The sequence below is a fragment of the Corallincola platygyrae genome, assembly GCF_039544265.1.
Lineage (GTDB): Bacteria > Pseudomonadota > Gammaproteobacteria > Enterobacterales > Neiellaceae > Corallincola > Corallincola platygyrae.
Genome location: NZ_BAABLI010000015.1, coordinates 35,971 through 48,776 on the forward strand (window position 1 = coordinate 35,971; position 12,806 = coordinate 48,776).

A 12,806-nucleotide genomic window follows, 5' to 3' on the forward strand; every position below is an offset into this window, starting at 1 on the left:
ACTAAAAAGGCCACATTATGTGGCCTTTTCGATACGACTCAAGCGCAGAACTAACGATAAATATGTGGTGACAAGGTCACAAACTCTTCCGCGCTGGTGGGGTGAATTGGAATAGTGGCGTCAAAGTCCGCCTTGGTCGCGCCCATCCGCATCGCCACTGCAAAACCCTGCAGTATCTCATCCATGCCAAAACCGATGCCGTGAATACCAATAATTCGCTGCTCTTCACCCACACAGATAAGCTTCATCCGAGTTGGCTGCCTGTGCTCGGTGAGCGCCGTATACATGGCGGTGAACTGAGAGTTATAGACTGTGATGCTTTCTTCGCCATGAGCTTCAATTGCCTCTGGCTCGGTCAAACCCAGCGTACCGATAGGCGGGTGGCTGAACACGACTGTCGGGATCTGATCGTAATCCAGGTGCAGTCCTTCACGACCATCAAATAAACGCTCTGCCAAACGACGACCCGCAGCAACAGCGACTGGCGTCAGTTGAGGTCGGCCGGTATTGTCACCTACCGCATAGATACCGGAAACTTCGGTATTCTGATACTTGTCTGTAGGGATATAGCCGCGGCTATCCAGGCTGACACCAGTGGCTTCCAGATTGATTTTGTCTGTTGCTGGATCGCGTCCTACGGCCCAGATCAGGCTATCTACCGGACCTATCATCTCTCCGGATTGGGTTTCCATGGTCAGGCTGCCATCATCGTGTTTATGGATAGCCTTGGGTACCGCTTCGGTATGCAGGTTTAATCCGTCCTGTTCCATTACTTCCACCAGCGTGTCTGACAGCATGGGATCGAAGTTTCTAAGTGGTTTGTGTTTGCGAACGGCTAAGTGGGTTTCGCTGCCCAAGGCGTTAAATACACCCGCGATTTCAACAGCGATGTAACCTGCACCCACGACAAGCACGCGTTCAGGTTGTTCGGTCAGTTCAAAGAAACCGTCGGAATCGATGCCATACTCTGCACCGGGCACATCTGGGATCTGAGGACGGCCGCCGGTGGCGATAACGATGTGATCTGCGGTGTAGGTTTCGCCATCCACTTCAATGGTGTGGGCATCAACAAACTTGCCGAAGCCGTTGATCACTTCAACCTTGTTGTTGGCTAATACGCGGTCATAGGAGCCGTGAATACGGGAGATGTAAGCTTCGCGGGTTTCGACCAGTTTGCTCCAATCCAGTCCTTTCAGGTCTGCATCAAAACCATAATCCGGCGCGTATTTGAATGCATCAGCGATTTGGCCGGCAAACCACATCGCTTTTTTAGGCACACAACCGACGTTAACACAGGTACCACCCAGATACTTGGCTTCAACAATGGCACACTTGGCACCGCGCAATGATGCACGGTTGGCAGTCGCGATGCCGCCACTACCACCACCCAGAGCGATAAAGTCGAAATGCTTACTCATGTTCTCTCCTGCTTTGGCTTTCTACTGCGGGTCGAAGGAATGACCGAGGATCTATGACAAATCATTCATAACCTAACATTTATGACTCATCTCCTATGACAAAGGATACTAGCAAAGCACAGCAAAAAGAGAACGGAATGATTGTAAGGGGTTATGCTATGGAGGGAGGCTCTGTAGGTGTGATTTTTTAATCAGAGAGCCATAAGAGCTCCGTATGGGGCTAACTTAGCGTATTCAGTTTCCTGTAATACGACTTGCGACACGTTTCGCTAAGGCGGCTATTGTTACGAAAGCCGCGTTAAAACCGTCGCTATAGGCTGTTGCGTAAACAGGCTACATAGTCCGCTTTGGAGATCGAATTGACGGCGAGAAAATGCTCCATTTGGCACTCATTGACTTCGTTCAACGCGGCTTGAACCAAGTCGGCGGGAATACGCTCCGGTAAACCTTCTATGAGAGCAATGTGACATTGTGTTGAAGCTCGTCGCAGGGCTTGTTCGAATTCTGATTGGCTGAGCTTGGCACATTGACGAGGCGCTAAGTTGCCCGCTTCAAGCTCCATTTTGATCATCTTTTGAGACACCGGGATCAATTCAAGCGACCCAAGGCTACCATCTGCCGCGAGAGGGATGGAACGAGCGCGCTCAAGCCTTTCGATAAATTGTTTGGCATGACTATACCCCTTCGCTGCTGCCTGCTGGATCGCATCAAAACCTTGACGCTGAAGCGTCGAGTCGTTGCGCTCCAGCCCCATGTGAACTTGGACTTGGCCCTTTAGAAACAAGGCTTCTAAATGACCCGTCTGCTCGGCTTTTTCCAGCCATTTCACAGCATCTTCGTAGCGCTGAGCCTGATAGCTGAGCAAGCCCAGCACCAAATAGGCGTCAGGTTCTTTCTGTTTGGCGTAGGACATTGCAAGTTCATGCGCTTTAACCGGGTCTTCAAACACCAGTGCATCTAATTCATCACGAATTGTCTTAGCCTGCACGGCACCTGTGATTAGTATCAGCGCGACGCACCATCTCATAAGGCTTCGAGGGGACATTCAAAAATCCTTTTTTCGACTTGAGCTTTTATTGTCCATCAGTGATTGCGATGTGACAAGGTAATGTGGAGCCAGACTTGAGCCAAGTGCATGCTTGCCTGTCGATGCTCTCGTCCTATGACTTCGTATAAGGGAAAATTCCCTACGATAAATAGAAATACACTGCATTGTCTGCGCCAGCATGGATCACTAATCAGAAAGTCATCATGCGGCAAAAACTTCACCAAAGCTCTCCAAATGGTTACAGCCAACCCTTCAAGTGTGCAGTTCGGCCCGCTTCTACCCGGTTCTTAGCGCCCAGTTTGTGTATCGCCTCAGACAGATAGTTGCGCACCGTTCCTTCAGATATGAACAGCTGTTCTGCGATCTGTTTCGAGCTCAATCCTTGATGGGCTAATCCCAGAGCTTTACGCTCTTTATCTGTCAGAGGACTCTCTGCATCCATACCCTGCAGAACCAGCTCCGGGTCATAAACACGTTGGCCGCGATAAACGATACGGATGGATTCTGCCAGTTGTTCTGCCGGTGCGTCCTTCAGCAAAAAGCCTTTTACGCCCATCTCCATTGCTCTGCGAATATAGCCCGCACGGGAGAATGTGGTCAGTATCATCGTTGTGAGGTCTTTGTTGTCAGCCAGGGCCTGTTCACAAAGTGAAAGCCCATCGAGCTCCGGCATTTCGATATCGCTGAGTAGAATGTCGACAGTGTGTTCCTGCAGCAAATTCAGCGCTTCTTTACCGTTTTTTGCTTCCGCGACAACGTCGATATCGGTTTCCATATTCAGCAGGGCACTCAGCGCCCCTCTGATGAGATCTTGATCTTCTGCCAGTAATACTTTTATGCTCAACTGAGTGCCTCCACTGGGATGGTGATTTGTTGGTAGGTTCCTTGGCCTAAATCGCCTTGTTTGTGGGTGACTGAAAACGACCCATTAAGCGCCTTCACCCGCTCGACGATACCTGTCAGGCCATTACCGAATTGAATATCCTGGCCGACACCGTTGTCGTTGACCCAGAGTTGAAACTGATTGTCGTTGGTTTCGCTACCCACCTGGCATTGGGTCGCTTTAGAGTGACGAAGCACGTTGGTGATCAGCTCTCTCAGGATCAAGCCGAGTTCCGCTTCGGTTTTTTCTGACATCTGCGGTAGCGAAATTTGAGACTTGGTAACAATATTATGTCGCTCTAATTCCAGGCTTAATGCGCTGAACTCCGATGCCAGATCCACATGCCGGTAATGACTGACGGCTTCTCGCACCTGCTTAAGTGCGTCACGACTGACCTGGCCAATGTTTTTTAACTCCTCGGCCAGCACTTCCAGTTTTTCTGGTGAGTGTTGCGCTTGCTGGCAAACTCGTTCGGCCAGCTGGGCGCGCATATTCACCACGGACAGGGTATGACCCAGAATATCGTGCAGATCCCGGCCGATTCGCTCACGCTCTGCTTCTGCTGCTAATCGCTGTATCTCCTGCTGACTCTGTTTCAGTTCGCTTTGGTGTTTTTCTTCCCGAGCGACCCACACCGACTCGATGCCGATTATGATAGAGGTGATCATGCCGGGCAGCAGGAAGTAGCCAATATGGAGAGGGAACAGCAGATAACACCCGATCATCAACACAATGTTGGTGATCAGCAGTGGCACGGCAATACGCATCGACCAGTTATGACCAAAGTGGGCAGAGGCAAAGATAAAGAAGGTATTGGCACCCACATTTACCGTGGCTGTTGCAATGCCAAGCATCACCATGCCGAGGTTGGCAAGTCTGCGATGGGTGAGATTGGCGCTGGCAGATACAATGTAATAGCAACCAAGAAACGCGAGCATTGCCAGTGCCAACCAAACCATGGTTATGGAAGGAAATTCGCTCAGTACGGGTTGCAACCAATAAAAGCCAAGCGTCAGCAACCAGATATGGGTCGAGTTAGGTGTATTGCGGAGCCATCGCTTACTTTCGTTCATTCCCTTTAACTTCATTCTGTTGTTTCTCAATGCTGAGCGCGTGCCCCTCTCGAAGCACACGCTTGGTGTCATAGTTGCGTGTCTATTTCAGGTTGGCAAGCTGTTCTTCAACCCAGCCGTTGTTGGGGGATAGCACCAGCGCTTCCTGCAGATCACCAGCAGCCGCTTGTTTTTGGTTCAGTGCACTGTAGGCCTGTGCGCGCCAGATATACGCTTCCGTCAGGCCCCAGTCGATGGTGTTTGTATCTTCGACGGCGAGTAATTTGATGGTCTGACTGAAATGCTCGACTGCTTTTGTTTTGCTGCCACCATATTGCTCAGGTTTGTGGTAAGCCACCAAACCACTGGCCAGGTGCGCACGAGGATTGTTGGGGGCTAACTTAAGTGCTGTGCGTGCCGCTTTGTCAGACTCAGGCCCAAGATTGACTGCCTGAGCATAGTCCAAACCGATCTGAAAGCCCTTCACCATAGAAAGCAGACTCCAGGCTTCGGCATCTTCAGGTGACTCAGCAACGATCTTCTCTAAGGCAATCTGGGCAGCCTTAGCATTGGCCAGACTTTTTTCATTATCACCTGCAACCAAGCTGGCAATTGCCAATTTGTATTGGGCAAATGCCGCAAGATAACGGTCACTGCTTTCTACATACGTTTCAATGGTGGCGGTGTCCGCCTGATAACCGGCACTGGCCAATTCGTCGTAAACCGATGCATTGGCCTGGCTGGTCAGCAACAGGGTGGCGCTTAGGAAAGTGGCAAACTTATTCATGTGGTCCTCACTTAGTTTGGTTTGATACTGGCTGTTCAGTTGAAAGAAATTCTCTACTGATAAACTGGGTAACTGCACCGACACGTCACTTGAAAATCCATAAGCGTTGGCGGTAAGCAAAGTGGTTAGCGTTACGGCAGCTAAGGGCTTTCTCATGTTTAGGGGCATGGTTCGTTTCCTTGTTTGTGTCGGCGTTCTTTGTCATCAGTTGACGGTGATAAGTATTTCCAATTAGCACTGTGTTCGTTACCCACAGCTGTCACCAATCGCATATGACAAATGTCATCAATTCACTTGAAAACTGCGCTCAGAACCCCGATAACTCGTTTAACCCAAAACAGAATCCGGTGTGCCTTTTATGACCAACCCTTTACTCTCTTTTTCCGGTTTACCGCCGTTTAGCCAGATTAAACCTGAACACATTCAACCCGCCGTTGAGCAGCTGATCGCCGATTGCAAAGCCAAGGTGGAAGAGGTGGCTGCAAAGGGAGGGGCAAGCTGGGAAACCGTGATTGCGCCTCTGGATGAGGTAAATGACAAATTATCCAGAGCCTGGTCGCCGGTGGGACATATGAATGGTGTGGTTAACACGCCGGAATTGCGGGAAGCTTATGATGCCTGTTTGCCATTGCTGAGTGAGTTTGGTAGCTGGGTTGGCCAGCACAAAGGTTTGTTTGATGCTTATCAGCGCGTAGCCAACAGCACTGAGTTCGCCAGCCTGAGCCAGGCGCAGCAAGAGGTGATTAATCAAGCGCTGCGGGACTTCGAGTTGGCAGGTGTCGCATTGGAAGACGATAAAAAACGCCGCTTTACCGAGATATCAACACGCCTCAGCGAGTTAGGCAGCCAGTTTTCCAACAATCTGTTGGATGCCACTCGGGGCTGGAGCAAGTTGATCTCCGATGCTAACGAGCTGGCGGGGCTTCCAGAAACCGCATTGGCGGCTGCCAAGCAAGCGGCAGAGATGAAAGAACAACAGGGTTATCTGTTGACCTTGGACTTTCCCTGCTACCTGCCTGTGATGAGTTATTGTGATAATCGCGAACTGCGGGAAGAGATCTACACCGCATTTGTAACGCGAGCGTCAGACCAAGGGCCGAATGCGGGCAAGTGGGACAATTCAGCCATCATGGATGAGATTGTTTCTCTGCGTCATGAGAAGGCTTGTCTACTTGGGTTTGCTAACTATGGCGAATATTCGTTGGCAACCAAAATGGCGGAACAGCCTGAGCAGGTATTGGGTTTTCTAAACGACCTGGCGGAGAAATCCAAGCCCCAGGCAGAAGCCGATCTGACCGAATTGAAAGTCTTTGCTAAGGCTGAATTTGGCGTCGATTACGCGGAGCCCTGGGATCTGACCTACTACGCTGAGAAGCTGAAACAACACAAGTATGCAATTGACGCCGAGGCCGTGCGCCCATGGTTCCCAGAGCAACGTGTTGTATCCGGCTTGTTTGAAGTTGCCAAACGTCTATTTGGTGTGGATATCAAGCAACGTGACGGTGTTGATACCTGGCACAAAGATGTGCGTTTCTACGATATCTTCAATGCCGATGGCTCTTTGCAAGGTAGCTTCTATCTTGATCTCTACGCCCGTGAAGGTAAGCGTGGCGGTGCTTGGATGGATGAGTGCCAGGTGCGCTGGCGCTTAGGCAGTGGCGAGCTGCAGTCGCCGGTGGCTTACCTGACCTGTAATTTCAGTGGCCCTGTGGGGGCGCAGCCTGCGCTGTTCACCCACGATGAAGTCATCACTCTGTTCCACGAGTTTGGCCACGGTCTGCACCACATGCTGACCCGTGTTGATGTGCCGGGAGTATCGGGTATCAATGGCGTGCCCTGGGATGCGGTTGAACTACCCAGTCAGTTCCTGGAAAACTGGTGTTGGGAGCCGGAAGCGCTTGCGTTTATCTCAGGTCACTTCGAATCGGGTGAGCCATTACCGCAAGAGATGCTGGATAAGATGTTGGCGGCGAAGAACTTCCAGAGCGCGATGCAGATGGTGCGTCAGTTAGAATTCTCCCTGTTCGATTTCCACCTGCATCTTGATTTTGACCCTGCACTGGGTGCTCAGGTGCAACACACCTTGGATCAGGTACGTGACAAAGTAACCGTAGTGCCTGTCAGTGGCTTTAATCGCTTCCAGCATAGCTTCGGTCATATCTTTGGTGGCGGCTATGCGGCAGGCTATTACAGCTACAAATGGGCGGAAGTACTTTCTGCTGACGCCTTTAGCCGCTTCGAAGAGGAAGGGATCTTCAATCCGGAAACCGGACAGAGCTTCCTCGACAATGTTTTACGCAAAGGCGGCAGTGATACGCCAATGAACCTGTTTAAGGCATTCCGTGGCCGTGAGCCAGAAGTGGATGCACTGCTGCGTCATAGCGGCATTGGCAAAGCGGCTTGAACTAACATCAGGTCATATAGAATTTAGTATGACGGGGCGTGAATAGTTCGCCCTGACTCAGGAGCTTTTAATGACACGAGCAGAACAAGGCAAGTTGCCAGTAGCGGAGGTCGACGTACATGGCTGCGTTGGCAAGATTGGATTGCACCCCTGTCCCGGCAAACGCGATGGCAGTGATGATTACAGCGCTATGATGGAGCAGGATCTGCAGCAACTCCTATATTGGGGTGCTGAGGCTGTCGTGACCCTGGTGGAGCCGGAGGAGCTGGAAAAACACAATGTCGCCGACCTCGGAGACAAGGTAGTTAAGTGCGATATGCAGTGGTTTCACCTGCCAGTACCCGATGTGGGTTTGCAGGATGACGCGTTTGATGAACGTTGGCCTGCAGTAAGCAAGCGTTTGAATGCGTTGTTGGATGGAGGAGCCAATGTCACTTTTCATTGCCGAGGAGGTACCGGCCGCACCGGTTTTATTGCCGCTCGCCTGATGATTGAACGTGGCATGGATAAACATGAGGTTGAGAAGCTGGTACAAGCCGCTCGACCCGGAGCACTGACCATGGAGTGTCGAAGGGAATTCCTTGGCTTAGATTAAACAGCAGAGTTTTTTGCCTAGCTTTATTAGAAAGGTGTGATATTGCTTGCAGGCTAAGCGGGCAATTGTTGCACCTTTTTCTATTTCCCATTATTAAAAATGAGTTGGAAAGGAAGCTTTCTTGCTATTCCTTTTAAGACCCAGACATGTCCTCATTTTTATATGCTTAGCTAAGCCCCAGCGTTAAAACATTGATGGAACAATTTAGTTTGGAAAGTTAATCCGTATTTACTTACTAAAATTGGAGTTAAGGATGATTTATAAGTTGAAAATGGTGTTTGTATCCAGTGTTTTATTGATGCTGGTCGGGTGTGTAAGCCCTATTCCGCTTGCTGAACAGACTCCGTCCCCTGATTATTTGCCCCCCAATAAAATTCTCTTAACGGTAAACGACCAAAGAACAAGGGTATTTGATGGCAAACCTGATGACTTTGTTGGGGTGGCCCATGGTTCATTTGGGATTCCTTTCGATTGGCATGTCGGAACCGTATTGGCAACTGAAGATGGAGATAAGGAAAGAAACCTGGCTGAGTTCTTGGAGCATAGAATTAGTACAGGTTTAAACAGCAAAGGGTGGGATACAGAAGTTGTTGCTATCGCAGATCCAATGGATGAAGGAAGTATTACCCAAACTATTCAAGAGAAAGATGCTCAGAAGCTGCTAATGATTAACATTCATGAGTGGTACTTCAGTATTAATTTGAATTGGGTTTCTGCTTTCAATTTTGATACTGATGCAACAGTCAACATCTATGAGACCGAGGATGGCAAGCTGTTCCAGAAAAGAATTGCCGGTAGAGATGTTATCGAGGAGAAAGCTGATGAGTCTCCCCAAAACAATATTTTGAGGGCATACAGGGCGCAGTTAGTAGAGATTTTTAGTGATCCTGAAGTCAAAGATGCCCTTCTGAAGATGTAATCTGTTTCCATAAATAGACTGGGTGGCACCTCCCACCCAGTCTCGCATTTCAACTGACCTTTCTCTCATTTCCCTGCATTTCGCGGCATCGTTCAAACTCTGAAACATCCAAATTTTGTACTGTTTAAAATGTGACCATTCAGCAGTTTTGTTTTGTTTCCAACTGCTTTAATTGCTGTCGTACTTATTGAAAAGGCGAACGCAATCAAGCGTATTCCTCGCAAGGAGAGCAAGGTGAAACAGTTGGTCCTAAAAGCGATTACCTTCCTGCAACTGGTGTGTGTGATAGCACTGGTGCTGGGAGGATGGGACGCTTTTCTTTATTGGCAGCAAAATGGCGAACAGCCAATCAAAAGGGCTGCACAATCTCTGGTTGTTGATGCACCCACTAACCACTATGTAGAGGTCAGTGGTGGCTTACGTGAAGTGACCAACACCTACGAAGTCTCGATAACATCAGGTCAACCAACGGAGTACTATGTGCCGGTGGTGGTTCAGGCGGGTGACGAGCCGCAGTTAACTTACCTGATCAAGCAAACTGACGAACCCAGCATTACTGATTTGTTTGGTGAGGTGCACGAGCGCGGATATCTGGTCTCCAGGCATCTCCCCGTAGATTTAGAGCAGGCATTTCGCCATCAGTACCACTTCTCTGGCAGGTTGTTGGTACTTGAAGCGGATTACCTGCCAATGCCTGTGCATGGCAAACTGCTGGTATTGCTGCTGCCCATGGTACTGCTGTTGATAGCTGTGGCCGCGCGCTCTATCTGCCTCAATGGGCGTCATTGGGCTTGGTATGATGGTTACGTGTAGCTTGTTTGAAGAGCTCTGGACAGAAAAAAAGCGCTCACAAGGAGCGCTTTCGGGGGGTACGCTGTCCCATACAAGGGATTTGGACAACGCTCTTTTGTTTCAGCCCTGGGTTCTCATTACAGGACCAAAAACGTTCTTTACATGCGGTACGTGAAACCCGCAAAGAAGTAACGACCTAACACGTCGTAAGCCTCAGGTACCGTATTCATATCTGAATAGCTTGGTACGTAAGGTGGTTCTTTGTCGAATAGATTATCGATACCGACCTTCAGGCTCAAGCTGTCATTAACATAATATTGACCTGAAACATCGTGGTATGTCACAGAAGAGACTTCGTAATCTTCATAAAGGTCATCCATCGAGTGGATGTAACGCATTTTGTAGGTGAAGTCCCAATCATCTGATCCCACACGAATATTTGCATTACTACGCCAGCGAGCGTAGGCCCCTGTCATGCCGCTGATGGTGCCGGTGTAGTCATTGCCGTCTTCTTCAAATTCGATCAGGTAAGAGCTATCTAAGTTAGTGCTCCAGTCCAGATCAAAGGCTATGAAGCTGTACTGAACGTTAGTGTCGATACCAGAAGTCTGCTGATAACCCACGTTGGTCAGTGGACGGTCAACGTTACTGATCTCACCGGTTAGACTGTCACGACTAATGTTCAACGTATCACAGGCCTCGGAGATACCTCCGTAGCACGCATCCAGATACTGCTGTGTATCAATACGTACGATGGCATTTTCAATTTCGATCTTGTAGTAGTCCATGGTCAATGACAAGCCATCAACATACTCTGGGCTGTAAACAACACCGAAGGTCCATGTATCAGCTGTTTCCGGCTGCAGGTCTTCATCAGATACCCAGGTCGATTCGATCTGGAAATCATTGAACTGGTAATCGGTATTGCCGATCTCGGAGTGACACTGCTGATAAAGCGCACCGGTTGGATCTGAGTCGCCATAGCCAGAGCAAGGATCTGTTACGTAGTCGAATGAACCGACATTACCGCCATAGAGCTCATCAACACTCGGTGCACGGAAGGCGGTTGAACGCACGGCACGCACCATCCACTCATCGTCTACTTTCCAGCTCAGACCCAGTTTCCAAGTGTCGTCACTACCGAAAGTACTGTAGTCGAACCAACGGACTGCAGCTTCCAGTGTCACATCATCTGCAAAACGCATGTCAGACAGCAACGGAATAGCAAATTCAGCATAAGCTGAGGTGGTATCGTAAGAACCGTCGGTTGCATCCTGTTGTGACTGCGAACTTTCACCTGCCACCGTGACTGAGTCTGGCTGGAACCAGCCCTTCTCCTCACGGTACTCAAGGCCTGCTGCGAACCCAACAGTGCCAGTAGGGATCTCAAAGGCGTCACCAGAGATGTTGAAGTTCACTACGTTCATCTCGTTACCGCCGCTGGATTGGTCGGTGTAAGTCACGTAGTCGAGTGTTTCCTGGCTGATCTGTCCTTCCGGCACGAACCAGTCCTGACAAGGTACACCATTCTGACCACAGCTGTCTGAATAGGCGGTTTCCATCATCTTTTTGTTGTTAATCAGGTTGTGAACTTTGCTGTTGGCGTCATTGCGGCCCCAGGTGTAGCTCAGATCCCAATCGTAGCCATTGCCAATATCCCAGTAACCCTCTACACCCACTACAACTCTGGTGGTGTCAGTAACCTGCTCGTATTGGCGCGGACCGGCCTCGGTCATACGGCGCTTGTAACTGACGTCACTGCCAAACGGGTTACCGATGGCATCGTCACCAAACTGAACTCCTGTCACGGGTGAGGGGGCCAATTGCTGATCAGAAGTACGTTTGGTGTAAAGAAACTCGGTGAATGCAGTGAGGTCATCATTCAACTCGAAGTTACCATTACCAAAAATGCTGACACGTTCCTGTGGCGTGTACAGATAGCTATATGGCACATAATTAAAGGCATCGGTCTGGTTGACCCACTGGCCTGAATTGGGATCGTACTGCTTCCATCCATCGCCAGGGTTGACTGCACCACCAGGGATAGTCGAGCTGCCAGGCACACAGCTTGGATCGGTAGAGCCGTCCAGCGCACAGGAAGACCAGCCACGGTCACTTTGCTTTGCACTGCCGCGGTCAACATAGGTTGCACCAAGTACAAAGTTGCCTCGGTCGCTGCTGCCGCCCATCAACAGGCTGATATCGCCAGTGTTGGCGTCGCCTTCACCACTGCCACCATAGGTGCCTGAGAGTTCCAGGCCTTCAAAGCTTTTTTTAGTGATGATGTTAACCACGCCAGCAATGGCGTCGGAGCCGTATACAGCAGAAGCACCATCTTTCAACACTTCAATACGTTCGATCATCGCCAGAGGAATGGTGTTCAGGTCGACGGATGCATCAGCACCTGTACCTGAATTCACCATGCGGCGACCATTGACTAGTACCAGGGTGCGCTGCGTGCCCATACCTCGCAGGTCAACGCGAGCAGCACCTACGCCGCCGTTGTTGGATGAGGCGCCAGTCGCCATACCTGCAGAGGCTGTGGATTGCTGCAGAACCTGCTCTACTGAGGTATAGCTGCCAGCGGCAATATCTTCCGCAGAAATCAGTTGAACAGGGCTGGCGCTTTCCATATCTGCACGCTTGATACGTGAGCCGGTAATTTCGATACGTTCAACCTGTTCTTCGCTATCGGCGTCGTTAGCAAGTACGGGTTGTGCCAGCAGCGGAATACCTGCCAGCAAGCATATCGATCGGGTGATCGTATTGAGTTTGGTTGTAAGCATTGGAAGTGCTCCTTGAAATCGATGGACAGTGCTTTTTTAACTCGGGATTTTTATTGGTTTTTCCCGTTGGGCTGACGTTAAAAGCTATTTTCGAAGGAGCGTCAATCGTGATAATAGATTGA

Annotated in this window: 10 protein-coding genes; 4 read left to right on the top strand and 6 right to left on the bottom strand. The window is 49.9% G+C overall.

What is annotated here, in order from left to right; translation table 11 throughout:
• Positions 1–50 precede the first annotated feature (50 nt).
• The 5 genes from gorA to ABEA14_RS12985 all read right to left on the bottom strand — a co-directional run bounded on the left by gorA (position 51) and on the right by ABEA14_RS12985 (position 5,356).
• Positions 51–1,418, bottom strand: a complete 1,368-nt coding sequence (gorA, locus tag ABEA14_RS12965) for a glutathione-disulfide reductase (protein ID WP_345340445.1) — start codon at positions 1,416–1,418, stop codon at positions 51–53.
• 310 nt (positions 1,419–1,728) lie between these two features.
• Entirely contained in the window at positions 1,729–2,463 is a 735-nt protein-coding gene (locus ABEA14_RS12970) for an SEL1-like repeat protein (RefSeq protein ID WP_345340446.1), read from the bottom strand.
• Between the two features lie 241 nt (positions 2,464–2,704).
• The gene (locus ABEA14_RS12975; RefSeq protein WP_345340653.1) at positions 2,705–3,304 is read right to left on the bottom strand and encodes a response regulator; all 600 of its coding nucleotides are present in this window, start codon (positions 3,302–3,304) and stop codon (positions 2,705–2,707) included.
• Positions 3,305–3,306: 2 nt separating this feature from the next.
• A complete protein-coding gene (locus tag ABEA14_RS12980) occupies positions 3,307–4,422 on the bottom strand; it encodes a sensor histidine kinase (RefSeq protein WP_345340447.1) in 1,116 nt (371 codons plus the stop codon).
• An 82-nt stretch (positions 4,423–4,504) separates the two neighbouring features.
• Positions 4,505–5,356 (bottom strand): tetratricopeptide repeat protein, encoded by an 852-nt coding sequence (locus ABEA14_RS12985; RefSeq protein WP_345340448.1) that lies wholly within the window; start codon positions 5,354–5,356, stop codon positions 4,505–4,507.
• Positions 5,357–5,546: 190 nt separating this feature from the next.
• On the opposite strand from ABEA14_RS12985, the gene prlC reads away from it, so the two are divergent.
• The 4 genes from prlC (at position 5,547) to ABEA14_RS13005 (ending at position 9,919) form a co-directional block, all read left to right on the top strand.
• Positions 5,547–7,592 carry an oligopeptidase A gene (gene prlC / locus ABEA14_RS12990; protein WP_345340449.1) on the top strand — a complete coding sequence of 682 codons (2,046 nt, stop codon included), beginning with the start codon at positions 5,547–5,549 and terminating at the stop codon, positions 7,590–7,592.
• 70 nt (positions 7,593–7,662) lie between these two features.
• On the top strand, positions 7,663–8,187 hold the full coding sequence (locus ABEA14_RS12995) for a phosphatase domain-containing protein (protein WP_345340450.1): 525 nt from the start codon (positions 7,663–7,665) through the stop codon (positions 8,185–8,187).
• A gap of 253 nt (positions 8,188–8,440) precedes the next feature.
• The gene (locus tag ABEA14_RS13000; RefSeq protein WP_345340451.1) at positions 8,441–9,106 is read left to right on the top strand and encodes a YajG family lipoprotein; all 666 of its coding nucleotides are present in this window, start codon (positions 8,441–8,443) and stop codon (positions 9,104–9,106) included.
• Positions 9,107–9,340: 234 nt separating this feature from the next.
• Positions 9,341–9,919, top strand: a complete 579-nt coding sequence (locus ABEA14_RS13005) for a hypothetical protein (protein ID WP_345340452.1) — start codon at positions 9,341–9,343, stop codon at positions 9,917–9,919.
• A 137-nt stretch (positions 9,920–10,056) separates the two neighbouring features.
• On the opposite strand, the gene ABEA14_RS13010 is transcribed toward ABEA14_RS13005, so the two are convergent.
• Positions 10,057–12,684, bottom strand: a complete 2,628-nt coding sequence (locus ABEA14_RS13010) for a TonB-dependent receptor plug domain-containing protein (RefSeq protein WP_345340453.1) — start codon at positions 12,682–12,684, stop codon at positions 10,057–10,059.
• Between the last annotated feature and the right edge of the window lie 122 nt (positions 12,685–12,806).